The following is a 22,776-nucleotide window of genomic DNA, read 5'->3' on the forward strand; positions in this document are numbered from 1 at the left end:
AGAGGCGCAGCGAGAAGGAGAATCTACGTCCCTCGCGGCGAACCAGCCTTGCGGACAGGGCCTGGCAGCACGCCACTGCCGGATGTAAGATGGCCTGTGGCGCTCAGCGACCTCGTCCCCGCGCCTCCGCGTGAAACCCGCCTTTCCCCAATTGCCACAAAAGCGTAAGGCCCCGCCACCATGGCGGACCTGCGCATTTCCCATATCGAGCTCGACGAGGCGACCATCCTGTGGCGCAACGCCGACATCGAGCAGGAGCGCCGGATCGCGATCTTCGACCTGATCGAGGACAACACCTTCAAGCCGCTGCGGGCGTTCGAGGCGGGTCATCACGGCCCCTATCGCCTGCGCCTGGCGGTGCGTGACGGGCGCCTGTCGCTGGAGGTTTCCGACGGCGCGGGCGAGCCGCTCGAATCGCTAATCCTGGGCCTCGCGCGCTTCCGCCGGCCGATCCGCGAGTACTTCGCGATCTGCGAGAGCTATTACCAGGCGATCCGCAAGGCGACGCCGTTGGAGATCGAGACGATCGACATGGCCCGCAGGGGCGTCCACAACCAGGCGGCGGAGTTGCTGCTGGAGCGGCTGGAGGGCAAGGTCGAAACCGATTTCGCCACGGCGCGGCGGCTCTTCACCCTCATCTGCGTCCTGCACATCCGCGGCTGAAGGGCACCATGGCACGACGAACCAAGCAGCGCTCCGGCAGGGGGCGCGCCAAGACCGGATTGGGCCTGCGCATCGCGGGCGCACTGCTGCTGGTCGCGTTGATCGGCGGGGGCTGGGCCTGGTGGCACTTGCACCACTGGACGCCCGAGCGCGCCGCGTTTCCGATGCAGGGCGTGGAAGTGGGCGCGGCGGACGGCGAGGTGAGCTTCGCATCGCTCAAGGCGATCGGTGCCGACTTCGCTTACCTCGATGCCAGCGTCAGCGTCTTCGCGCGCGATCCCGCCTTCGTCGCCAACTTCGAGAAAGCGCGCGCGGCGGGCATGCCGGTGGGTGCGGTGCACCGTTACGATCCCTGCCAGCCGGCGGGCCGGCAAGCGGCGAACTTCGTCACCACCGTGCCGCGCGATGCCGCGCTCCTGCCGCCTGCCGTGGAGCTCGACATGCTGGCGGACGGATGCCCGGTCAAGGTTACCGACGCCAAAGTGGAAAGCGAGCTGATGACCTTCCTCAACCAGGTCGAGACGCACACCGGCAAGGCCACCGTGCTGAAGATCACCAAGCCCTTCGAGGCGCGCTACGGCGTCGCGCGCAAGCTGGACCGCAACTTGTGGCTGGTCGAGGACCGCGTGCAACCCGACTATGCGGGGCGGCCCTGGACGATGTGGACGGCGAACACGGCGCTGGCAAACGAGGTTTCCGACCAAGGCCTGCGCTGGGTGGTGATCCAGCGATGATCGGGCGCGACGAACTCCTGGCGCTCGCGCGCGAAGCATCGACGCGCGCCTACGCGCCTTATTCGAACTTCCACGTCGGCGCGGCGCTGCAGTTCGCCGATGGCTCGGTGGTGACGGGCGCCAATGTCGAGAACGCCAGCTACGGCCTGTCGCTTTGCGCCGAGACGGTAGCGGTGGGCAAAGTGCTGAGCGAAGGCGGTCGGCGGGATCTGGTGTCGGTCGCCGTGACGGGCGGTGCGCCGGGGCGTGCGGGGCAGGGCGCGACGGTGACGCCGTGCGGCCGATGCCGGCAGATGCTCAACGAAGTCGCGCAGCTGGGCGGAACCGACCCGGTGGTCTGGTGCGACGGCGACGAGGTGGTGGAGACGACGCTGTCGGCGCTGTTGCCCCACGCGTTCGGCCCGGCGAACCTGGCTAAACCCTAGATCCTCCCATGCAAGGGGAGGTGGCGCGCGCGGAGCGCGTGACGGAGGGGCGTCACCGCTGGTGTAGCGCTCGACCGAGCGGGTTACACCCCTCCACCACCAGCTACGCTGGCGGTCCCCCTCCCCCCTGACGGGGAGGGCAGCAATGCGTAACGAATTGTCGCGCCCGCAAGCCATGATTGCCGCGCGGGCGCTTCCCGGTTAGCGCCGCGCGCGATGGACTCGGACAGCGATCGACCCAGGACCGGGTATCAGCCGGGCTCCCCGCGCGAGCGGCTGGTGTCGTCCGTCCTGTCGATCGGCATCATCGCCCTGGTGGTGCTGGCCTTCGTGTTCCAGGCCGTGGTCGCGCCCGAGCGCGCGGAGCAGCGGCGCACGGTGACGTTCAGCGTCGAGGCCGAAAACCCCGAGAAGACCGCCCGCTCCACGCAGGCACGGCCCAAGGCGCCGCATGTCGCCACGCGCGCCAAGCCGCAGCCGGCGAGCGCCACGCCCAAGCCGCCGATCACCATCCAGAAGCAGGTCGAGCGTCCCGATGCCGAGGACGGCATCCCCGGCTTCATCCAAATGTCCAAGGCCGACCTTGCCGCCGCCGACATCGGCAAGATGAAGGGCCGCGCGCAAGGATCGGACAGCAACGGCAAGGGCACCGATTCGCGCACCGCATATGGACCGGGCGAGGGCCCCGGCGGCGTGCGGCTCTACGAGGCCGACTGGTACCGCCGTCCCACCGATGCCGAGCTGGCGACTTACATGCCGCAGAATGGCGCGCTCGAAGGCTGGGGCCTGATCGCCTGCCGCACGGTCGAGCGCTACCATGTCGAGGATTGCCAGATCCTGGGCGAATCGCCGCGCGGTTCCGGCTTCGGCCGCGCGGTGCAGAACGCGGCCTGGCAGTTCCTGGTCAAGCCGCCGCGCATCGACAACAAGCCGCAGGTCGGCGAGTGGGTGCGGATCCGGATCGACTATTCGGTCAGGAAAGCGGCGGGCTGAGCGTCAGCGGCGGTATCGGGTTCGGAGCCTTTATCGAGCAAAGGCGCAGAACGAGGCAATCCTACGTCGCCCCCGCGCAGGCGGGGGCCCCGCTCCCTCCGAACGAATAATACCGAAGAAAGAACAAGCGGGGCCCCCGCCTGCGCGGGGCCGACGTGGGTTTGTTTCGGGCACGTGGAGCATGCCCTTCGGGCGTGCTCTCTCAGGGCCGGATACCCTCACGGATAGTCCACCAGCTCACCCGCGCTGTCACGCGCGTCCAGCCACTCCAGCAGCGCGCCCAGGCAGTCGCGGCCGAGTTGCCTGGAGCGTTCCGGACTCCACGCCTGGCGCGGATCGGGCGCGTCGTCGTGGTCCTTGAACGGCATCTCCAGCGTCATCGAGACGCAGCCGCGTCCCGAGAACCGCTCGGCGAGTTGGTTGGTCGACATCGCCAGGTTGGCCCGGCCGGCCGGCGTCACCGGGTAGCCGCGCCTGGTCTGGAAGTCGGGCGTGCGGCGCTCCAGCACTTGCGCATAGCGGCGAAAGCCCTCGGACTGCTCTGGCCGCAGCGAGGGGATGCCCTCGAATCCGGCCAGGAACACCGCCGGGATCGCTTCGTCGCCGTGCACGTCCATGGCGAAGTCGACCCCGCTCGCATCCATGGCATTCCGGATAGCGACGATCTCGGGCGAGCGTTCGGCCGTGGGAGACTCCCACTCACGGTTGAGGTTCACGCCCGCGGCGTTGGTGCGCAAGTGCCCGCGCGCCGAGCCGTCCGGGTTGGCGTTGGGCACGACGTGGATGCGGCAGCGCCGGCGCAGCTCGCGCCCGACCGAGTTGGCCGGATCGGCGAGCAGCTCCAGCGCGCCTTCCATCCACCACTCGGCCATCGATTCGCCCGGATGCTGGCGCGCGTAGAGCCAGACCTGCACCGGTCCGGCGCCGGTCTCCAGGCTGTCCAGCGAACGTCCGTCGAGCGTGGTGCCGAGGCATCGGTAGTCGACGCCCGGCGCGGCGGCGATCCGGGCGACGAGGTCATGGTGCCGCTCGGTCGAATACGGCGCGAAGTAGGCGAACCAGGCAAGGTCGCTCGCGGGCGTATGGCGGATCGTCAGGGTGCCGCCATCGGCGCTGCCATCCCAGGTCGACGGCGCGAGGCCCCAGAACTGGCGGTCCTCCGACACCCGCGCGTCGTACCCCGGCCAGCCCATCGGATAGGCCGAGCCGTTGAGCCCGGTGATGCGCAGGGTCAGCTCACGCCCGCGAGCGCCCGAGACGCGGAAGTGAAACCACTGGAAGAAATCAGAATCGATGTCCCGGCGGATGGCGAGGCGCGCCTCGTCGCCCTGGATGGAGAGAACCTCGATGTTGCCGGAATCGAATGCGGAGCTGATCTGGATAGCGGTCATGGAACGACGATAGTTTCGCCCGACTCTCCGGGAAAGCCCCTGAACAGCGCCTGCGCCATCTTGGCAGCGCCGAGCGGGGCCTGCGCCAGCGGCGCGTTGGCCGGCACGGCGAAGCGGGCGCGGCCTTCCCACAGGCTCTGATTGCTGGCGCGGTCGCGGATGGTCAGGCTCAGCCGCGTCTCGACCTGGTCCTTGGGCGCGCCCGACAGGTTGATGCCGAGCCCCAGGCCTACGCCCGAGCCATAGCTGCCGGTGCCGCCGCCGACGCCGACCGAAACCGGGCCGTTGCGGCGCGCCGGCGCGATCGTCTCGCGCTCCACGTGCAGCACCGCGACTTGGGCGCCCGCTGCCCCGCCGGGTACCGCCTCGCTATAGCCCAATCGCGTGAGCTCCTGCGCGACGGCGGCGGCATAGGTGCGGAACTCGATGCTGGAGCCATCGTCGCCGGGCGCCGGCTCCACCCGGATCGTACCGCGGCCCAGTACCGTGGTGTCGGGCAAGTGGAAGCGCGTGACCTCGACCGGGCCAACGGGTGTGGCGCAGCCGGACAGCAACGTTCCGGCGGCCAGGGCCGGCAACAGCACGCGGGCGAGTGGCGTCATGGCATCGTCTCCGTGGGTGCCCGCGGGTTTGTCCCGGTGCCCCAAGGATTTGTGCGCGAAGGTGCGGCTATGCAAGGGGGCCAGGGGGCAAGGGGTCTGCCGGATAGAGCCCCGCTCTAGCCGGTCGGCTGGCGGAAGTCGTCGAACAGCGCTTCGGCCAGGCGCGTCGCGACCGCGCCGTCGGTCCAGCGATCGTCGCCCTCGCGCGTGGCGATCTGGGCATTGCCTTCCCACAGGATCTTGCCGGTGGCGCGATCCTTGATGCGGGCGTCGAGCCGGGTGGAGAGCAGCGCCGAGCGCGGCTTGGTCATGTCGACGTTGATGCCAAGGCCATAGGCGGAGCCGCGGGTGCCCACCTCCATCGCCGCGGTGCCGCTGACCGGGCTGCGCTTGATCTCGCCGGGGACCAGCACCTCGCGGGTGACGCGCAGTTCGGCGACCTGTCCGCCGGTAGGGTCGGCATGCATGGTGTCGTAGCCCAGGGCGACGAGGCGATCGAGCACGGCCGCTTCGAACGGCGCGCGGGCGCCCTGTGCCAGGTAGTCGCGCGTGCCGGTCGCCACTGGGCTGTCATTGCCGGGTCCGGCAAGCGAGCTGACCGCCACGGCGCCGTGTCCCAGCTGATCGATGCCGGCCAAGTCCTGCGTGATGAATCGGCTGACCTGGATGCGCCCCTCGCGCGGGTCCGAGCGGCTGGTCGAGCGATTCATCGAGCGAACAGGGCGATCGATCGGCGGGTCGTTCCAGCCCGCGCCATAGCCGCCGCCCCATCCCGAACCACCCCAGCCACCCGGCCGGGCAAACGAGGAGGAGGGCGCAACCACGACGCAGGCGGCGAGCACAGCGGCGGGAATTGTTCGCATGGGACTTCCTGAAATATACGCCGCCGATCGTCATCGAAGCACGACGGTGGTTGCGGGGCGATGAACGGCGGCTTTCTTGGCCACCGGATCACACCACCTTGACTCGGGATCGCCACGCCCTTAACGGCGCGGCTTCGATTTTCCGGCGGTCGGTAACCGCCCCAATAGCGAATCACGAGAGAACGACCATGAAGATCCGCAACAGCCTCAAGTCGCTGAAGGACCGCCACCGGGACAACCGTGTCATCCGTCGCCGCGGCCGGACTTACGTGATCAACAAGACCAACCGCCGCTTCAAGGCGCGTCAGGGCTGATCTTCGCGGGCGTCCCCTCGGGACGCCGGCACTCACGGCGGGATCGCATCGCCGTTCGAGGCCCCCGCCTATGCGGGGGCTTTTGTTGTGTCCGGAACCGAAGGAACCCCGCCAGTCGAGGCCCCGATTGCCGCGGTCGTTTTCGATGTCGGCCGCGTGCTCGTCGAATGGGACTTGCGCTGCCTGTTCGGCAAGCTGATCGACGATCCGGACCAGCTCGAGTGGTTCGTCACGCATGTCGTCAGCGAGGAATGGCACTTCCAGCACGACGCGGGGCGCGAGCTTGCCGAGATGGTGGCGGAGCGCAAGCTGGCCTTTCCCGATCATGCCGCCTTGATCGATGCCTATGCCACTCGCTTCGGCGAGACCATCCCCGGTCCGGTAGAGGGATCGCACGAACTGCTGGAGCGCCTCGCCGCACGTGGCGTGCCGCTCTATGCCATCACCAACTTCGCGAGCCCGTTCTGGGCCGAGTTCCGCCCGACCCAGGCTCCCTTCGCGCACTTTCGCGATGTCGTGGTGTCGGGCGACGAGAAGCTGGCCAAGCCCGATGCGCGTATCTTCGAGCTTGCCGCCCGCCGCTTCGGTCATGAGCCGGCCGCCATGCTGTTCATCGACGACAACGTCGCCAACGTGACCGCGGCCCGCGCGCTCGGCTGGCAGGTGCACCATTTCCGGGACGCCGCCACGCTGGAGGCCGACCTGCTGGCCCGCGGCCTGCTCTGAGCCACGATCGCCCATAGCGTCGACGCTGATCCTCACCCGAACTAAGCACTCGCTTAGTATCCGGAACGGCGGAGAGGAAAGCCATGCAATCGCTCCAGAGTCTCGCGCTCTATCCTCTGCCGCTGGGCACGCCGGCGATGGGCGAGAACCCAAGGGCCGAGTTCGACAAGGCGCGCGCCGTTCCATCCCTTGCTCGCCAAGTGGGAGGGCAACGGCTTCGTCATCCACGAGTGCCGCGCATGCGCGAACTGCTCGGCCGCGACGACCAGTTGCGCCCGCCCTACGCCGACGTCGTCGGCCACTTGGGGCAGGAGGGCACCCCAAGGGCGGTTCACGCAGGAGCAGCTCATCTCACTGCCGCCCGAGCCGGGCGGGCGTCCGTTTCCCGGCGCCTGGGGCATGAAGGGCCTGCCGATCGCCTTTACCCCGGCGCGAGAGCAGCAGCGCGAACTCGCCTGAGGTGGCGGCCTCGGCCTCTCCGTAAAGCAACTGGGTCCACTCTGGATCATACGCGGAACTGCGCAGCACATCGTCCTGTTAAAACAGGATGCTGCGGGGGATTCGCGCCATGGAGGCGATCAAGCGACTATTGGCAAAGCTGACGCCGCTCCAGCGGCGGTTGGGTGGCTTTGCGCTCCTCCTCGCGGCAGGCACCGCCGCCTACCTTGGCCTGTTCGCGCGGGCCGAGGATCGCGCCGCGGTGGCCGCGACGCTGCGCAATCCCCTGTCGGTGTTCTCGGCTCGCTCTCCGGGCGCGCGAGTGGGCGGCGCGCTGCTCCAGACCAAGCGACGGCTCGCTGCCAATCGCCGCGTGGCCGGCGCGCCGCGACCGGCGGGGGTGCTGCCGCAAGAGCGGGTGCTGTCCAATGTCCGCACCCGCCCCGCCGCACCGGTGCTCGCGCTCGCCCAGCCGCCGTTCGACGCCGGCCTTCTGGGTTCGCCGACCACGGCCTTCGACGTGCCCGGCATCGGCCTGCCCGGCCAGGCGCCCGGCTTCGATGTACCCTCGTTCGGCGGAGGAGACGTCTCGCCGAATCCCGCCGCGACGCAGCCGGAGGGCCCCGTTCCGCCCGGACCCGCCGTGCCGGAGCCGGCCACCTGGGCAATGATGATCCTGGGGCTGGGCGCGATCGGCCAGGCGTTGCGCAATCGTCCGGCGCTCGGCCCAATCCGGCGCGGCTGACGCTTGGCCCGCGTCTACCTCGTCAGGATGGAGGACCCACGCCGCGTGCGGCGCCGTCGCTGGCGCGCAGGCGCAGCGCTTGCGGGGCTGCTGGGCGCGGTCTGGCTGGTCGCGGCGGCCATGCTCGCGCCGAGCGCGCCGGTGGCGCTACCGGTCGCGGCGGCCCCGGCAGCGCACGGCCGCATCAGCTATCCGCCCGCCCATCTGCCGGTGCTGGACCTTCCCGATGGGGAGCGCCGCCAGGTGCGCAGTCTGCTCGATATCGGGCGGCCCATGCAGTTCGGCGAGTTCGTGTGGAACGAGGCTGGAGTGCCTGCCGGGCCGGTCTGGATCCGGGTGGACCTGGGCCTGCAAGTGCTCTCCGTCTTCCGTGCCGGGCATGAGATCGGCTCGGCCGTGATCCTCTATGGCGCGGATGCCAAGCCCACGCCGCCGGGCGTCTACCCCATCCTCGCACGCGCGCGGCATCATCGCTCCACGCTGTATGACGCGCCGATGCCCTACATGCTGCGCCTCACGCCCGATGGCGTCGCCATCCACGCCAGCGATGTCCGCGCCGCTGCAGCCACCCACGGCTGCATCGGCGTACCGCCCGAGTTCGCGCGGCGCCTGTTCGACCAGGCGCGGCGCGGCGACCGGGTGGCGATCATCGGCCATGGGCGCCGTTGAGGGCGTATCGGCGTTGCGCTTTCTTGAGGCGGGGGGCGGAGAGTTCGAGCGGAGTTCGGTGAATCGAAACCGGCTCGAAGGTTATGGCTTCGCTCAAGATCCGCCGGACTGCGACATACCACCGTAATAGCCACAACCACGCTTCGTCGATTCTCCCCTGCAAGGGGAGGTGGCAGGCGCGAAGCGGCTGACGGAGGGGTGTCCCCGCTGGAGTAGCGCGTGAGCGAGAGGGTTACACCCCTCCGTCACGCGCGATGCGCGCGCCACCTCCCCTTGCAGGGGAGGATCGAAGAACCGCCTCGATCACCGCCAACTCTGCATCTACCCGCCTCCAACGTGTTGAAACCACACGCGAAGATCTGAACGACCCGGTAACCATAGCCCCAAACCGCCCGGTCATCGCGCTCGTCCACAAGGCTCCGCATTGCGGTGGAGTGCGGGTCGATGTCGCGGCAGTGGGCAAGGAGAGTGCTCGGTGTGGTCCTGCTGGCGAGCGCGCCGGCGATCATGGGCGCGAGCGATTTCACCGGCCGCTTCGAGCAGCGGGTTCTCGCCGCGCACAACCGCGAACGCTCGGCGCTCGGGATCGCGCCGCTGCGTTGGGATCCGGCGCTTGCCGCCTCGGCGCGGCTCTGGGCGGCGCATCTGTCCGCCAGCGGCCGCTTCGAGCATGCGCCCGAGCGCGCCGATGAGCCGCAGGGAGAGAACCTGTGGGCCGGCACGCGCGGCTATTATGGCCTGGAGGCGATGGTCGATGGCTGGGTGCGCGAGAAGCGCTACTTCCGCCCCGGCACCTTTCCCCATAACAGCACCACCGGCCGCGTGGAGGACGTGGGGCACTATACCCAGTTGGTCTGGCGCGAGACGCGGCGCGTCGGATGTGCCCTTGCGAGCGGCACCCGCGAGGACGTGCTGGTGTGCCGCTACAGCGAGGCCGGCAACTACATCGGTGAGCGGCCGTTCTGACCGCTGGGGCGTGGCTCCCGGCATGGCTTCTGGCGAGCGACCCGCTTTTCTTTCGCACTCGCAGCGTAACCCGCTTGGCAAGCAGGCATGCTTAATGCATCACTGTGACAAACGGGAGTCACGATGAGTTCTGCGGGCGGGTCACGCTACGACGAAATGCTCCATGGGGACGGCTCCGTTCGTGCCGCCTATGCCGATTTTCGCGACTGGTACGACGGGCAGGACATCGCCTGGCTGCGTCGCCAGGACGCGGAGGCCGAGCGCTTCTTCCGCCGCATCGGCATCACCTTCAACGTCTATGGCGACGATGCCGGCGAAGAGCGGCTGATCCCCTTCGACATGATCCCGCGGATCATCACCGCCCGCGAATGGCGCAAGCTGACTCGCGGGATCGAGCAGCGGGTACGGGCGATCAACGCCTTCCTGCAGGACCTCTACCATCGCCAGGAGATCGTGAAGGCGGGCCGCCTGCCGGTGAACCTCTTGCGCGAGAACGAAGCGTTCCTGACGCAGATGATCGGGTTCACGCCGCCCGGCGGCGTCTACACCCACATCGTCGGCATCGATCTGGTCCGCACCGGGCCGGACGAGTTCATGGTGCTGGAGGACAATGCCCGCACGCCGTCCGGCGTCTCGTACATGCTCGAGAACCGCGAGACGATGATGGCGATGTTCCCCGAGCTGTTCACCAGGATCCCGGTGCGGCCGGTTTCGGACTATCCGCGCCGGCTGATGCGCTCGCTCCAGGCCTGCGCGCCGGCGCGCTTCGATGGACGGGGCGGTGCACGACCCTCCGTGGCGGTGCTGACGCCGGGCATCTTCAACTCTGCTTACTTCGAGCACGCATACCTGGCCGACCAGATGGGCGCCGAACTGGTCGAGGGCAGCGACTTGCGCGTGTGCAACGGTCGCGTGCAGATGCGCACGACAGAGGGCTACAAACCGGTCGACGTGATCTATCGCCGGGTGGACGACAACTACCTCGATCCCCTGAGCTTCGAGCCCGACAGCGTGCTGGGCGTTGCCGGCATCATGGACGTCTACCGCGCCGGCGGCGTCACCATCGCCAATGCGCCGGGCACCGGGATCGCCGACGACAAGGCGATCTACAGCTTCATGCCCGATATCGTCGAATTCTACACCGGCGAGAAGCCGATCCTGCAGAACGTGCCGACCTGGCGCTGCAGCGAGGCGGATTCGCTCGCCTACGTGCTCGACAACCTGTCCGAGCTGGTGGTGAAGGAAGTGCACGGCTCCGGCGGCTACGGCATGCTGATCGGCCCGACCTCGTCCAAGAAGGAGATCGCCGAGTTCGCGCTGAAGCTGCGCGCCAAGCCGGACAACTACATCGCGCAGCCCACGCTCTCGCTCTCGACCGTGCCGATCTTCACCAAGGAGGGCCTGGCGCCGCGCCACGTCGATCTGCGGCCGTTCGTGCTGTGCTCGCCCGATGGCATCGACATCACGCCTGGCGGGCTGACCCGCGTGGCGCTGAAGAAGGGCTCGCTGGTGGTGAATTCCTCGCAAGGCGGCGGGACCAAGGACAGCTGGGTGCTGGACGAATGAGCTTGCTTGCGCGCGCGCTCTGGCGCTCCCCTTCCTTCGTCATCCCTGCGAACGCGGGGATCCATCTCCTAAGCCTTCGCCATCCGCCGCGACGGTGGGCCACGCGACCGGCGGGCCAAGCGATAGCACCGGAGATGGATTCCCGCGTGCGCGGGAATGACGAAGTGGTGGGTAGAGGCGTGCCGCTGCATCGTGCCACCACCGGAGCACCCCACTGATGCTCGGCCGGGCCGCGAACGGCGTCTACTGGATGGCGCGCTACCTGGAGCGGGCGGAGAACACCGCGCGCCTGATCGACGTGGGTTTCCACCTCGCGCTCACCCGCGGCAGTCGGGCCCGCCAGGAGGAGGAGTGGCGCTCCGTCCTGATCACCACCGGCCAGGAGGCCGCGTTCCTGGCGCGCAAGCAGGAGCTGACCGGCGCGGCAGTGTTCAACTTCCTGCTGCGCGAGCGGGACAATCCCGGCAGCGTGCTCTCGATGATCGAGAATGCGCGCACCAACGCGCGGGTGGTGCGCACCAGCCTGACCAACGAGGTCTGGGAAGCCACCAACGAAACCTGGATGATCCTGCGCGAGCTGCTGGCGCGCCCGGTGCGCGAGACCAACTTGCGCGAAGTGCTCTCCACCATCCGCCAGCGCGCCACCCTGGTGCGCGGCGCGATGGAAGGATCGATGCTGCGGAACGAAGTGTTCAACTTCGCCCGCATCGGCACCTTCATCGAGCGCGCGGACAACACCGCGCGCATCCTCGACGTGAAGTACTACGTGCTGTTGCCGTCGGTTGCGTGGGTCGGCTCCAGCCTCGACAACGTGCAATGGGACACGCTGCTGCGCTCGGTCGCGGGCAACCGCGCCTATTCGTGGCTTCACGCGGGCTCGATGGACCCGCGCGGCATCGCCAGGTTCCTGATCCTGGACGGCCGGTTCCCGCGCAGCCTGGTGTTCTGCTTCGAGAAGATCCGCAGCAACATGGCCGGCCTCGCCAAGCAGTACGGCGCCGAGACACAGGCGCACCAGCTGCTGCGCGACGCCGGCACGCGCCTGCACGACGTCAATATCGAGCAGATCTTCGAGGGCGGCCTGCACGAGTTCCTGCAGGACTACATCGGTCGCACCTATCGGATCGGCGAGGCGATCGCCTCCGATTACCGGTTCATCGCATAGGACGGCCCAGCGTGCTCCTCACCATCCAGCATGAGACCCGCTACAGCTTCGACTTCGGGGTCAACCATGGCCTCCAGCGGCTACGGCTGCGGCCCAAGTCCACGCATGGCCAGCAGATCGTCGAGTGGACGACAGACCTGCAGGGTGCCACGCACGAGGCGGCGTACGACGACCAGCACCAGAACCACGTAGAGCTGGTTTCGCTCGATCCCGGCGTGCGCGAGGTGGTCGTGACATGCCATGGCACAGTGCGCACCGCCGACAACAACGGTGTGGTGGGCGAGCACAGCGGCCACTTTCCGCTATGGTGCTTCCTGCGCGCGACACCGCTCACCCGCGCCGGCCTCAAGGTGCGCGCGCTGGTCGCCGGCATCGACGCCGATCGCCGCGATCCGCTCGCCTTCCTGCACAAGATGAGCGAGGCGGTGCGCGGCGCGGTCGACTACGTGCCGGGCACCACCGACGTGAAGACCTCGGCCGAGCAGGCGCTCGCCGCCGGTCGCGGCGTGTGCCAGGACCAGGCGCACGTCTTCATCAGCGCCGGGCGTCTGGTCGACATTCCGACGCGCTATGTCGGCGGTTACCTCAAGATGGATGGGCGGATCGAGCAGGACGCCGGCCACGGCTGGGCCGAGGCCTATGTTCGCGGGCTGGGCTGGGTCGGCTTCGACGTCGCCAACGCGATCTGCCCGGACGAGCGCTATGTCCGCGTGGCCTCTGGCTGCGACTACAGCGACGCGGCGCCGTTCACAGGTATTGCTACGGGTACGGGGGAAAGCCGGCTGTCCGTTCATTTGTCTGTAGAGGAGAATCGGGTAGGACAGCAGCAACAGTCGCAAGGTGGGCAGCACCAGTCTCGGGGCGAGTAAGTCCACAGGCGGGGCCAGGACGGCAAAACGGCCGCGGGGGCGGTCAAGTAGCCGAAGGGTACGAAGGACAGACAGGTCGGATGACGTATTGCGTGGGCATGATGCTGGATCGTGGGCTCGTGCTGATGAGCGACACCCGCACCAATTCGGGCGTCGACAACATCTCCGTGTTCCGCAAGATGTTCCACTGGTGCATGCCGGGGGAGCGCATCATCACGGTAATGACCGCGGGCAACCTCGCCACCACCCAGTCGGTGATCAGCAAGCTGGAGGAACGCAACAAGGCGCCGGCCGAGCGGCACAACTCGCTGCTCGAAGCTCCGACGATGTTCCAGGTGGCGACGATCGTCGGCGATATCCTGCGCGAGACGATCGCCAGCCGGGCCTCCAACAACGGCCAGACGGCCGCGGCCACGTTCGGCGCTTCGATGATCGTGTCGGGCCAGATCAAGGGCCAGGAACCGCGGCTGTTCCTGATCTATCCGGAAGGCAACTTCATCGAGGCGAGCTACGACACGCCCTTCTTCCAGATCGGCGAGACCAAGTACGGCCGTCCGATCCTGCTGCGCGGCTACGAGCGCGACATGAGCTTCGAAAGCGCGGTGAAGCTGCTGATGGTGAGCTTCGACTCAACGCTGAAGGCGAACCTGTCGGTCGGCCTGCCGCTCGACCTGCTGGTGATCGAGCGCGACTGCTTCGAGCCGCTGCACGAGCGGCGCATCGACGGCAACGATCCCTACTTCAAGGCAGTCTCCACCGGTTGGGGCGAGGCGCTGAAGCGGGCCTTCATGTCGCTGCCCAACTACACTATGGACGAGCCGCTGCACCTGGCGGCGGAGTAGGCTGTCCTCGGGATGAGGGTGGTTCTTGTGAGTGCGAGGGTGTTCTTTGATTCCCCTGCAAAGGGAGGGGGACCGCCAGCGTAGCTGGTAGTGGAGGGGTGTAATCCTCTCGGCCGGGTTCTCGACTGGCGGCGACACTCCTTCGTCAGTCCTGCGGACTGCCACCTCCCCTTGCAGGGGAGGATCTTTCCGGTATGGGCACAAGCGTTGGGCCAGCACGCCTCGGCCCAACCAAGGTTGCCGGCACCGCTTGAACGCAAGCGCTGACACCCCATCCATGCTGGACCGCGCAGCCGTTGTCCTATACGGATAGTCCCTCAGTGAAGCGGCCTTTCGGGGTCGTCGGTTCACCGGAGAAACCGTCCTTCCCATGAAGATCGCCGCTCCCGCTTCGCAGTCCTCGGGCAAGGACCGGCTGCTCTACATCGCCGGTTTCGCCTTCTTCACGATGATCCTGCTCGCGCCCGCCATGGTCGTGCGCGAAGTGGCGGCGGGCGACATCAGCGGCTCGGGAGAGGGCAGCGCGGTGCGCCAGATCGGCTACGTGGCGATCCTGGCGTTCTCGATCTTCGCGGCAATGAAGCAGGGGCCGGGCGCGAAGGCGCTGATCATGCCCTGGCCCTTACTGCTGGCGCTAGCGTGGTGCTGGCTCAGCCTCAGCTGGGCGATCAACCCCGGCGTCGCCATCCGGCGCCTGGTGCTGATGACCATCGTGGTGTGGAATACCTTCATCGTGATGCAGGCGGCAGGATACGAACGCACGATCAAGATCCTGCGCATCCTGTTCGTGACCGTGCTGATCGCCGGCTACCTGGTGGTGGTCGCCTATCCGCAGATGGGTGTGCACATGATGCTGGATGGCGACATCCAGCTGACGGTGGTGGGCAACTGGCGCGGGCTGATGGGGCACAAGAACATCGCCGGCGCCGCCTGCGCGATGACCATCCTGCTGTTCCTCTACGACGCCAAGCAGATCAAGTCATGGATCCGCTGGGCCGTGATCGCCGCAGCCGCCTTCTTCCTGTTCAAGGCGCAGTCGAAGACCTCGGCCGGCATGCTGGGCATCGCCCTCCTGTGCGGCTGGATCTTCCAGCGCTACGACGAGCGCATCCGCAGCTTCGCCATTCCGATGATCATGTTCCTGACCGCAGCCGGGTGGTTCTTCTACAGCACCTACCAGAGCTTCGTGCTGGAGAACCTGCTGAACCCCAAGTTCTTCACCGGGCGCGGGTTCATCTGGGACGCGATGATCCGCTATTCCAGCGAGCATATCCTGCTGGGCTCGGGCTATGGCTCGTTCTGGGATGCAGGGCAGGACAGCCCGATCTACGATTATGGCCAGGGCTTCGTGAAGACCGCGGGTTCGGGCCACAACGGCTACCTCGATCTGCTGGTCTCGGTCGGTCTTCCAGGCCTGGTGCTGGTGGTCTTCGCCGCGGTGATCTGGCCGGCGTGGAAGCTGCTGTCCAGCCGCATCACGCCCCAGCGCGGCGCGCTCGCGGTGGCCATGCTGCTGTTCTGCATGGGCCACAACGTCACCGAATCGAGCCTGCTGGAGCGCGATACACTGATCGGCGTGATGATGATGATCGCCGTCGCCATTGCCCAGAACTGGGAGCAGGTCGGCACCGTGACGCGCAAGATGAGCGGCGCCGACATCTTCGCCGCCCTGTCGCAACGCCGCCGCGAGGCGACCTGACGGCGCGGCGGCGGGTGCTTGTGGCCGTGAAGGCCGTCAATTATTGCAAGGCGTCCGTAATTCCGGACATCGGCAACTGGTCCGGGCAGGGGCAGCCATGATCGCCATTCCTTCGAGCACCCGCGAGGCGATACGCGCGTTTGCCGCGCCGCGTGTGCTCGCCTTGCTGCTGGCCGGCATCGCCTTGCTCCACCTGCTGCTGTCCTGGTCGGGCGGCCTCAGCAACGATGCCAGCATGCAGTGGGCCCAAATCGCCGCCAACCGGCTGAACGACTGGCATCCCCCGGCGATGACGCGGCTGTGGCAGGCACTCGGCGTGTTCGGTCCGGGGCCGGTGCCGCTGCTGGTCCTCTCGATCCTGCTCTACTGGTCGGGCGTAGCGGTGCTGGCCCTGACGCTGGCGCGCCTCGGTCGGTCCGGCGCAGCGCTGGCAGCCATCGCGGTCGGCGTGATCGCCGCGGCGGTGTGGTTCGATCCCATCGGCAAGGACAGCCTGCTGACCTCGTTCTTCCTGCTCGGCTATGGCCTGCTGTTGCGCGCTCGCAGCGGTGGCGGGGTGCGGCACGGACTGATCGCGGGCGGCGTGCTGCTGATCGTGTGCGGCGTGCTGATGCGCCACAATGCCGCCTTCGCCGCCGGCCCCGCGCTCATCCTTGCCTTCGCGCCGCAGCTGCTGCGCCGCTTGTGGCTGAGCCTGCTCATTTCAGCGGCGGTCACCGCGTTGCTGGCCGTGGGCGTCCAGCTCTCCAGCCGCCATGTGTTCGGGGCCGAACCCTCGCGCGTGGAAGATTCGCTGCTGCTGTTCGATCTGCTGGGCATAGCCCATGGCGCCGACGATCCGGCGGTGTTCGGACCCGCCAGCCGCATCTCCCGCAACGATGTCGCGCGCTGCTATTCGCCGGTCATGTGGGACACCATGGCGCCATGGGGCCGCTGCGCGTGGTTCCCGGCCAAGGCGGGCGCGCGGCTGCTCGACCAGCGCGAGATCATCGCCGGGCAAGTGCCGCCCCCTTCGGACTTCAAGGCGCGCTGGATCGCCGCCGTCGTTCGCCACCCGCTCGCCTACGTCGTGCACCGCACCCGGCACATGAATGCAGAGCTGCTGCTGTTCACCTCGACCAAGCCGCGCAACGGCATCGTTCCGGTCACCCCCGCCGAACTCGGCGCGCCGCCACGCGAGAGCCTGCCGCGCCTCACCGCCAAGTACACGCTGGGGGTGGTGTTCATCCCGGCGGTGGTGGTCGCCACGGCGATCGGTGCGTTCGCGATCCTGTTCGCGCGCACGCGCCGCCGCGATCCGCTCGATCCGCTCGCCTGGACCGCGCTGTCGATGAGCGCTGCGGGGCTGCTCTATGCCGGGTCCTACGCGATCGTGGGCGTCGCCACCGCGCCGCGCTATTTCCTGCTGACAGCCGCCCTGTCCGGAGTGGCGCTCGCCGCAGCACTGTCGGACGAGGGCCTGCGGGCCATGTTACGAGAGCGGAGGGGGCTCACGCTGCTGTGCCTCGCGCTGCCGCTGCTTGCCATCGCGGGCGCCGAGATCGGCCGGGTCTTCGTGCCGATCCCGCCCTCGACGCTGCTGCTGCCCGAGAACTGACGGCGCGCTCAGTCGGCGATAGCGCGGCGGATCGCCTCGGCGACCGGCTGCGCGGCGAGCGGGGTCAGGTGCGAGTGGTCGATGTGGCGCGGGCCCCCATCGGCGGTGAACAGCAGGCAGCGGCCTTGCGGGCACTCGATCGCGAAGTGCGAGACGTAGCGGGCGCCCGCTTCGCTCGCGACCTTGCGCAACGTCCGGTCGAGCGGAGCGCGATCGGCCAGGCGCACTTGCTCCATCCGCGTAAAATCATGCGCCAGCATCGAGCGGGCGAGCAGGTCCGGCACGTCGGCGTCGTACTCCACCACCGGCCCGACGACGATCACCCGCCTGGCGCCGCGGGCGCGAAGCGCGCGCACCGTGTCGGCGAGCAGCGGGGCATCGCTTGCGAACCAGCGGCCGGCGAGCACCACGGCGCTGATCCGCGCCAGGTCTGCATGCTTCAGCGCTTGCAGCGTCAGCGTCCGGCAGCTCGCGAGGCCGCGACCCTCCAGTACCGGGCGGCATCCCGCGGCGGTCGCCTGCATCAGGTGCGCCGGCGCGATCGCGCGGGACAAGGCTTGCGACAGCTGCGCGGCGTGGCTGTCACCGACGAGAAGGACGTTGTCGCGACCGGCTTCCGGAAGCAGGCAGGCAGGGTCGTTCGGGCGATGCGTGGGCAGCGCGAAGCAGCGATCGGTGGCATATTGCGCGCGGCCGGCGGGCGTCTTGTCGAAGCGCAGGTAACCTGCGACGCGCGCGACTTCAGGCGGGAGAGGGCGGATGCGCTCGGCCTGCGCAGCGATCAGCAGCCCGGCTGCCGCGACGACGCCGAGCGTCAGCACGGCCCAGGCATGGGGCAGGAGCCCGGTGCCCGATCGCCAGCGCCGCAACGCGGGCCGCTCGACCAGCAGATAGGACGCGATCGCCGCCGCGAAACACAGCGGCAGCAGCACCAGCGCGTCTTGGATGGTCAGCACCTCGGACCGGCCTTGCAGGTAGAGCGCGATGATCGGGCGGTGCCACAAGTAGAGCGAGTATGAGATCAGCCCGATCCAGCGCAGCGGCGTCCAGCTCAGCACCCGGGCGACCACGGTGCCGGGCGAATAGGCGATCAGCATCAAGGCGGAGCCGGCCACCGGCAGCGCGAAGGGCACGGGGAAGGGCCAGCTCGGCTTGATCGCCACCACGCAGGCGAGAATCGCCAGGAGCCCGAACCACGAGAGCACCGCCGCCCAGCGCCGTGACACTCGGGGGTAGGCGCCCAGCGCCACCAGCGCTCCGGCCAGCAGCTCCCAGACGCGCGCGGGCAGCAGGTAGAAGCCCGCGGCCGGATCGGTCATGGCGAAGTAACCGCCTACCGCGAGCGAAGCCACAGACAGCGCCGCCAACAGGACGACGAGCCTCTCTCGCGAGAGCTTGCGCGTGGCCATCAGCAGCAGCGGGTAGAGCACGTAGAACTGCTCTTCCACCGCCAGGGACCACGTGTGGACCAGGGGCGTCAGGTCCGAGTAGAAGTAGTCGACGGTCGCATAGAAGTAGATGTTCGAGCCGAACGCGGCCGTCGCGGCGGCGCTGCGCCCCAGGTCGCGCAAGGGGATGGGCAGCAGGATCGCGCAGCCCAGTGCCAGCACCACCGCGATCATCAGCACCAGCGCAGGCAGGATGCGCACGATACGTCGCCGGTAGAACCGCGCGAGCGAGAAGCTGCCGCCCGCGATCTCGGAATGGATGATCGCGGTGATCAGGTAGCCGGAGATGACGAAGAACACGTCGACACCCACGAAGCCGCCACGCAGGCCCGGAACGCCGCAGTGCAGCAGGAGGATCGGCAGGATCGCGAAAGAGCGCAAGCCGTCGATCTCGGGGCGGTGCTGCAGCGACGGCCGATGCTCTCGGGCAAGCTGCTCACGGGCAAGATGCACACGGGCAGGGCCACCGGCAGGCGGGTGATCGGCAGCCGGGTCCTGCATGGCACTCCTTCGCGTGGTACCCGCAGGCCTTGCGCGCCCGCGGTGTGTGGCTTGGGCAGGCGGGCCCCGCAAGCAGCGCCCGGCGACGATGTGTTCGGCAGCGGGACACCTGAACGCTCGGGTTTGCTTCCCCCCGCTCGGCCCCGGTCCCGACCCTCGACGCCACGTAATTGCACTGATAGACGCTTGGCAAGTGCGGCGGGGGCGCTTCGCACGTGCAACGCGAAGGATCGGTGTTGTCCAAGGCAGCAGTCAATGCGGCGACCGAGCCCGATCCGCTCGCGGCGACGCCGGCCAGCATTGGCAGTCGCCGGCCGCGCGTCATGCAGGTCGTGACCAAGCTGGACCTCGGCGGCGCGGAGAGCGTGGCGGTGGATCTGGTCGGAGCACTGCACGAAAGCGTCGACTTCGCCATGTTCGCGGTCTTCGCGCTCGATGCGCCGACCCGGGTCGGCCGCGACATGGCCAGGCGACTTGCAGGGTGGAACGTTCCGGTCTTCACCGGCACCGCCGGGCACTTCAAGAAAGGGGGCGCACTGGTTGCCGCCTGGCGCCTCGCGAAGGCGGTGCGGCGTTTCCGGGCCGATGTCGTCCACCTGCACACCGAAGTGCCCGAGTTGACGTGCGCCATCGCCACCGTGCTGTCGCCGCGCCTTGCTCGCGTGCAGGTGTTGCGCACCGTGCACAATTGCGAGCTCTGGATCGCCTGGGGCAAAGTGGGGCGCTGGGTGACGCAGCGCCTCGCGCGGGGGAGTGCCATCGCCGTGTCGCTGGCCGCCGCACAAGCCGACGCCGCCATTCCGACGCGGATGCCTCGCGCGCCCGCTCCGGTCGTCTACAATGGCGTCGCCCCGCCGCCGATCGCCCCGCCCCGAACCCGGGGACCCTATCGCCTGCTGTTCGCGGCGCGGCTGGTTCCCGCCAAGGGTTCCGACCTCCTGCCACGGATCCTGCACGCCGCGCATGCACGGACGGCGAGGCGCGATGTCGAGGTGACGATTGCGGGGACGGGGCCGCAGGAGGCGCAACTGGGCGAGGCGCTGCACGGCGTGGCGCCCGGCTGGACGGTGCGCATGGTGCCGCCGATCGAGCAACTCGGGGCGCATCTGGGCGAATGGGACGGCGTGCTGATGCCCTCGCGCTTCGAAGGCCTGGGCCTGCTGGCGATCGAGGCATTCATGGCCGGCGTTCCGCTTGCGGCCACCGATGCGCCGGGTCTCTCCGAAGTGCTACCGCAAGACTATCCTTACTGCGCTCAGGTCGACGATGCGGAAGCGCTCGGTGCGGTGGTGGCGCGGATGATCGACGACCCGGCAGGCGCGCGGTCGCATGTCGCACCTTTACGCGCGGCGATGATCGCGCGCTTCTCGCCCACGGTAATGGCGGACGGCTATCTTTCGGCCTACCGCGCGGCCATGGCTCCCACGGCATGAGCGTGACCGTCACCATCGGCATCAAGGCGCTGAACGAGGAGGCGCACATCGCCAAGTGCCTCGCCAGTGCCTGCGCCGCCGCCGAGCCGTTCGGCGGCGAAGTGATCCTGGCGGACAGCGGCTCGAGCGACCGCACGGTCGAGATCGCGCAAGGCTTTCCCGTGCGCATCGTGCAACTCTCCGATCCCGCACAGCGCTCGTGCGGCACCGGGGCGCAACTCGCGTTCCAAGAGGCGCACGGCGAGTTCTTCTACCTCCTCGACGGCGACATGGTGCTCAGCCCGGAGATGATCGCGCAAGGCATCGCCTTCCTGCGCGCCAATCCGGACTATGCCGCGGTCGGCGGGCGGGTGAACGAGGCGAACACCAACAGCATCGAGTTCGAGCTGCGCGCCCAATCCGACGCTCAAAAGGGCTCGCGCGTCTCAGGCGAAGTCGACCGGCTCGACTGCGGCGGCCTCTACCGCACCGAGGCCGTGCGCGCCGCCGGCTATTTCGCGGACCGCAACCTGCACGCCTTCGAGGAATTTGAACTGGGCGCGCGGCTGCGGGCACGCGGGTGGAAGCTGGCGCGCATCCCGGTCGATGCGGTGGACCACTATGGCCATGTCGTCGCCGGCTACAAGCTGATGCTGCGTCGCTTGCGCAGCGGCTATGCCGGCGGCCCCGGCGAGGTCGTCCGAGCGGCGCTGGGCCAGCCGCACTTCGCACAGGTCGCGCGCGACTTCGCGCAGCTGCGCTATGGCGTCGTGATCTATGCCTGGTGGCTGGCGATGCTGCTTGCGGTCGCGACCGGGCAGTGGCTGGCGCTGGCGATCGTGGTGGCGCTGCCGATCGCCTACTTCGCCTGGCGACGCGGGGGCTTGCGGCTGGGGCTCTACTCGCTGGCGACGTGGAACGTGAACGCGATCGGCCTGATCCAGGGCTTCCTGCGGCCGCGTCGCCCGGCCGCTCAGGCGATCCCGCGGCGCGATGTCTCGGGCAAGCCGCGGGCATGACCGGGGCGATCCACTTCGCGATGACGCACAGCGAGCCGGGCGGCCTGCGCGAAATCTGGAACGACATCTCGGCCGGTCTGGAGGCGCGCGGGCACCGTACGGAGCGCTTCGTGCTCTACCCCAACGGCGATGCAGCCCAGCGCGACCATGCGGAGGCCGAGGGGTGGCATCATGTGCTCGGCGGGCGGGCAGGCGGCTTCGGCGGCGTCGCCAAGCTGTTCCGGGCGCTGGTCGGCTATCTGCGGCGCACGCGCCCCGCCGCCGTGATCACCGCGATGCCGTTCGCCAACGTCATGATGCCGCTGGCGGTGCGGGCGGCACGAACGGGCACGCGAGTCTACGTCTCGCACCATTCCCCTGCCGACACGCACAACCCCGCGCTGGTGCGGCTCGACGCCCTAACCGGGCGCATGCGCGAAGTCGCCGCGGTGATCTGCGTCTCGCACGCGGTCGCCGCCTCGCTCGCGGACAAACCTGCCGCCTATCGCGCCAAGCTGGTGACGATCCATAATGCGCTTCCCGAGCCGGTCGAGCGCGCGATCGACGCGCTGGTCGCCGAAGATGCCCCTGCCAAGGTGCCCGGCCGCGTGGTCGCGCTCGGCCGCCTGAGCTACCAGAAGAACTATCCCATGCTGCTGCGCGCGATGGCGCATGTGCCGCAAGGCACGCTCGACGTGGTTGGCGCCGGAGAGGACGAGGCCGAGCTTCGCGCCCTGGCGGAAACCTGCGGCGTTGCTGGACGCGTGCGTTTCCTGGGGCAGATGACGCGCGGCGAGGCGCTGGCCCATGCCGCCACGGCGCAAGTCTTCGCGCAAGTGAGCCACTACGAAGGCCACAGCCTTGCGCTGATCGAGGCGGCGCGGCTCGGCTTGCCGCTGGTGGTGTCGAAGGTGCCGGTGCAGGTCGAAGGGATCACCGATGGCGATGGCGCGCTTTGTGGGTTGCCGGTCCCGATCGGAGACGATGCCGGCCTGGGCGCCGTGCTTGCCCGGCTGCTCTCGGACCCGGTCGAGCGCGAGGCCTGGGCTCGGCGGGCCCGCGCGCTGGGAGTGGCCGCCTCGAATCGGGCGATGATCGATGCGTACGAAAGGCTGCTGGTAGCGTGAAAGCCGTAGTGCTAATTTCCGGG

The 22,776-nt window shown here is 68.7% G+C and carries 23 protein-coding genes; 19 read left to right on the plus strand and 4 right to left on the minus strand.

The genetic code is table 11. The annotated features are described in order from the left end of the window. Positions 1–180: 180 nt before the first annotated feature. From HNO88_RS02600 to HNO88_RS02615, 4 genes are all read left to right on the plus strand, one after another. Positions 181–663, plus strand: coding sequence for a UPF0262 family protein (locus tag HNO88_RS02600; protein ID WP_184242528.1), 483 nt, complete (start codon positions 181–183; stop codon positions 661–663). Between the two features lie 8 nt (positions 664–671). Next, entirely contained in the window at positions 672–1,397 is a 726-nt protein-coding gene (locus HNO88_RS02605; RefSeq protein ID WP_184242529.1) for a glycoside hydrolase family 25 protein, read from the plus strand. Beyond that, positions 1,394–1,822, plus strand: a complete 429-nt coding sequence (locus HNO88_RS02610) for a cytidine deaminase (protein WP_184242530.1) — start codon at positions 1,394–1,396, stop codon at positions 1,820–1,822. Before HNO88_RS02605 ends, HNO88_RS02610 begins: the two co-directional genes overlap by 4 nt. Positions 1,823–2,038: 216 nt before the next feature. Beyond that, positions 2,039–2,815, plus strand: a complete 777-nt coding sequence (locus HNO88_RS02615) for a hypothetical protein (protein ID WP_184242531.1) — start codon at positions 2,039–2,041, stop codon at positions 2,813–2,815. A gap of 218 nt (positions 2,816–3,033) precedes the next feature. On the opposite strand, the gene HNO88_RS02620 is transcribed toward HNO88_RS02615, so the two are convergent. The 3 genes from HNO88_RS02620 to HNO88_RS02630 all read right to left on the minus strand — a co-directional run bounded on the left by HNO88_RS02620 (position 3,034) and on the right by HNO88_RS02630 (position 5,671). Next, entirely contained in the window at positions 3,034–4,206 is a 1,173-nt protein-coding gene (locus HNO88_RS02620) for a M14 family metallopeptidase (protein ID WP_184242532.1), read from the minus strand. Next, entirely contained in the window at positions 4,203–4,808 is a 606-nt protein-coding gene (locus tag HNO88_RS02625) for a DUF4136 domain-containing protein (RefSeq protein WP_184242533.1), read from the minus strand. Before HNO88_RS02625 ends, HNO88_RS02620 begins: the two co-directional genes overlap by 4 nt. Before the next feature lie 116 nt (positions 4,809–4,924). Continuing rightward, the gene (locus HNO88_RS02630; protein ID WP_184242534.1) at positions 4,925–5,671 is read right to left on the minus strand and encodes a hypothetical protein; all 747 of its coding nucleotides are present in this window, start codon (positions 5,669–5,671) and stop codon (positions 4,925–4,927) included. 188 nt (positions 5,672–5,859) lie between these two features. Between HNO88_RS02630 and ykgO the strand changes: the two genes are divergently transcribed. The 12 genes from ykgO to HNO88_RS02690 all read left to right on the plus strand — a co-directional run bounded on the left by ykgO (position 5,860) and on the right by HNO88_RS02690 (position 17,267). Beyond that, complete coding sequence (ykgO, locus tag HNO88_RS02635; protein ID WP_003046794.1) at positions 5,860–5,985, plus strand: type B 50S ribosomal protein L36; 126 nt, start codon at positions 5,860–5,862, stop codon at positions 5,983–5,985. Between the two features lie 87 nt (positions 5,986–6,072). Then, positions 6,073–6,711, plus strand: coding sequence for an HAD family hydrolase (locus tag HNO88_RS02640; RefSeq protein WP_312856978.1), 639 nt, complete (start codon positions 6,073–6,075; stop codon positions 6,709–6,711). Between the two features lie 189 nt (positions 6,712–6,900). Continuing rightward, positions 6,901–7,170 carry a hypothetical protein gene (locus HNO88_RS02645; protein ID WP_184242535.1) on the plus strand — a complete coding sequence of 90 codons (270 nt, stop codon included), beginning with the start codon at positions 6,901–6,903 and terminating at the stop codon, positions 7,168–7,170. 88 nt (positions 7,171–7,258) lie between these two features. Beyond that, positions 7,259–7,894, plus strand: a complete 636-nt coding sequence (locus tag HNO88_RS02650) for a PEPxxWA-CTERM sorting domain-containing protein (RefSeq protein ID WP_184242536.1) — start codon at positions 7,259–7,261, stop codon at positions 7,892–7,894. 3 nt (positions 7,895–7,897) lie between these two features. Further along, entirely contained in the window at positions 7,898–8,563 is a 666-nt protein-coding gene (locus HNO88_RS02655) for a L,D-transpeptidase family protein (protein ID WP_246381129.1), read from the plus strand. Between the two features lie 444 nt (positions 8,564–9,007). Continuing rightward, complete coding sequence (locus HNO88_RS02660; RefSeq protein ID WP_184242537.1) at positions 9,008–9,529, plus strand: CAP domain-containing protein; 522 nt, start codon at positions 9,008–9,010, stop codon at positions 9,527–9,529. Between the two features lie 123 nt (positions 9,530–9,652). Continuing rightward, positions 9,653–11,095: a circularly permuted type 2 ATP-grasp protein gene (locus tag HNO88_RS02665; protein ID WP_184242538.1), complete on the plus strand. Its 1,443-nt coding sequence runs from the start codon at positions 9,653–9,655 to the stop codon at positions 11,093–11,095. A gap of 217 nt (positions 11,096–11,312) precedes the next feature. Then, complete coding sequence (locus tag HNO88_RS02670; RefSeq protein WP_184242539.1) at positions 11,313–12,260, plus strand: alpha-E domain-containing protein; 948 nt, start codon at positions 11,313–11,315, stop codon at positions 12,258–12,260. 11 nt (positions 12,261–12,271) lie between these two features. Then, positions 12,272–13,129, plus strand: coding sequence for a transglutaminase family protein (locus HNO88_RS02675; RefSeq protein WP_184242540.1), 858 nt, complete (start codon positions 12,272–12,274; stop codon positions 13,127–13,129). 80 nt (positions 13,130–13,209) lie between these two features. Beyond that, complete coding sequence (locus HNO88_RS02680; RefSeq protein WP_184242541.1) at positions 13,210–13,971, plus strand: proteasome-type protease; 762 nt, start codon at positions 13,210–13,212, stop codon at positions 13,969–13,971. 370 nt (positions 13,972–14,341) lie between these two features. Continuing rightward, positions 14,342–15,670: an O-antigen ligase family protein gene (locus tag HNO88_RS02685; RefSeq protein ID WP_184242542.1), complete on the plus strand. Its 1,329-nt coding sequence runs from the start codon at positions 14,342–14,344 to the stop codon at positions 15,668–15,670. 97 nt (positions 15,671–15,767) lie between these two features. Beyond that, positions 15,768–17,267, plus strand: a complete 1,500-nt coding sequence (locus tag HNO88_RS02690; RefSeq protein ID WP_184242543.1) for a hypothetical protein — start codon at positions 15,768–15,770, stop codon at positions 17,265–17,267. Positions 17,268–17,275: 8 nt separating this feature from the next. Here the strand turns inward: HNO88_RS02690 and HNO88_RS02695 are convergent, their stop codons facing one another. Then, a complete protein-coding gene (locus HNO88_RS02695; RefSeq protein ID WP_184242544.1) occupies positions 17,276–19,216 on the minus strand; it encodes an acyltransferase family protein in 1,941 nt (646 codons plus the stop codon). A 236-nt stretch (positions 19,217–19,452) separates the two neighbouring features. Between HNO88_RS02695 and HNO88_RS02700 the strand changes: the two genes are divergently transcribed. From HNO88_RS02700 to HNO88_RS02710, 3 genes are read left to right on the plus strand one after another with little or no spacing between them, the layout of a single operon-like run. Further along, entirely contained in the window at positions 19,453–20,649 is a 1,197-nt protein-coding gene (locus HNO88_RS02700) for a glycosyltransferase family 4 protein (RefSeq protein ID WP_184242545.1), read from the plus strand. Then, complete coding sequence (locus HNO88_RS02705) at positions 20,646–21,647, plus strand: glycosyltransferase family 2 protein (RefSeq protein WP_184242546.1); 1,002 nt, start codon at positions 20,646–20,648, stop codon at positions 21,645–21,647. The genes HNO88_RS02700 and HNO88_RS02705 overlap by 4 nt, the downstream gene beginning before the upstream one ends. Further along, a complete protein-coding gene (locus HNO88_RS02710) occupies positions 21,644–22,753 on the plus strand; it encodes a glycosyltransferase (protein ID WP_184242547.1) in 1,110 nt (369 codons plus the stop codon). Before HNO88_RS02705 ends, HNO88_RS02710 begins: the two co-directional genes overlap by 4 nt. Positions 22,754–22,776: the final 23 nt, after the last annotated feature.

The organism is Novosphingobium chloroacetimidivorans, from assembly GCF_014204535.1.
GTDB lineage: Bacteria > Pseudomonadota > Alphaproteobacteria > Sphingomonadales > Sphingomonadaceae > Novosphingobium > Novosphingobium chloroacetimidivorans.

What these genes read in the sequence shown, in the direction of transcription:
- HNO88_RS02600 (WP_184242528.1), top strand. Translation starts at nt 181, where the DNA reads ATGGCGGACCTGCGCATTTCCCATATCGAGCTCGACGAGGCGACCATC.
- HNO88_RS02605 (WP_184242529.1), top strand. Translation starts at nt 672, where the DNA reads ATGGCACGACGAACCAAGCAGCGCTCCGGCAGGGGGCGCGCCAAGACC.
- HNO88_RS02610 (WP_184242530.1), top strand. Translation starts at nt 1,394, where the DNA reads ATGATCGGGCGCGACGAACTCCTGGCGCTCGCGCGCGAAGCATCGACG.
- HNO88_RS02615 (WP_184242531.1), top strand. Translation starts at nt 2,039, where the DNA reads ATGGACTCGGACAGCGATCGACCCAGGACCGGGTATCAGCCGGGCTCC.
- HNO88_RS02620 (WP_184242532.1), bottom strand. Translation starts at nt 4,206, where the DNA reads ATGACCGCTATCCAGATCAGCTCCGCATTCGATTCCGGCAACATCGAG.
- HNO88_RS02625 (WP_184242533.1), bottom strand. Translation starts at nt 4,808, where the DNA reads ATGACGCCACTCGCCCGCGTGCTGTTGCCGGCCCTGGCCGCCGGAACG.
- HNO88_RS02630 (WP_184242534.1), bottom strand. Translation starts at nt 5,671, where the DNA reads ATGCGAACAATTCCCGCCGCTGTGCTCGCCGCCTGCGTCGTGGTTGCG.
- ykgO (WP_003046794.1), top strand. Translation starts at nt 5,860, where the DNA reads ATGAAGATCCGCAACAGCCTCAAGTCGCTGAAGGACCGCCACCGGGAC.
- HNO88_RS02650 (WP_184242536.1), top strand. Translation starts at nt 7,259, where the DNA reads ATGCTGCGGGGGATTCGCGCCATGGAGGCGATCAAGCGACTATTGGCA.
- HNO88_RS02660 (WP_184242537.1), top strand. Translation starts at nt 9,008, where the DNA reads ATGTCGCGGCAGTGGGCAAGGAGAGTGCTCGGTGTGGTCCTGCTGGCG.
- HNO88_RS02665 (WP_184242538.1), top strand. Translation starts at nt 9,653, where the DNA reads ATGAGTTCTGCGGGCGGGTCACGCTACGACGAAATGCTCCATGGGGAC.
- HNO88_RS02670 (WP_184242539.1), top strand. Translation starts at nt 11,313, where the DNA reads ATGCTCGGCCGGGCCGCGAACGGCGTCTACTGGATGGCGCGCTACCTG.
- HNO88_RS02680 (WP_184242541.1), top strand. Translation starts at nt 13,210, where the DNA reads ATGACGTATTGCGTGGGCATGATGCTGGATCGTGGGCTCGTGCTGATG.
- HNO88_RS02685 (WP_184242542.1), top strand. Translation starts at nt 14,342, where the DNA reads ATGAAGATCGCCGCTCCCGCTTCGCAGTCCTCGGGCAAGGACCGGCTG.
- HNO88_RS02690 (WP_184242543.1), top strand. Translation starts at nt 15,768, where the DNA reads ATGATCGCCATTCCTTCGAGCACCCGCGAGGCGATACGCGCGTTTGCC.
- HNO88_RS02695 (WP_184242544.1), bottom strand. Translation starts at nt 19,216, where the DNA reads ATGCAGGACCCGGCTGCCGATCACCCGCCTGCCGGTGGCCCTGCCCGT.
- HNO88_RS02705 (WP_184242546.1), top strand. Translation starts at nt 20,646, where the DNA reads ATGAGCGTGACCGTCACCATCGGCATCAAGGCGCTGAACGAGGAGGCG.
- HNO88_RS02710 (WP_184242547.1), top strand. Translation starts at nt 21,644, where the DNA reads ATGACCGGGGCGATCCACTTCGCGATGACGCACAGCGAGCCGGGCGGC.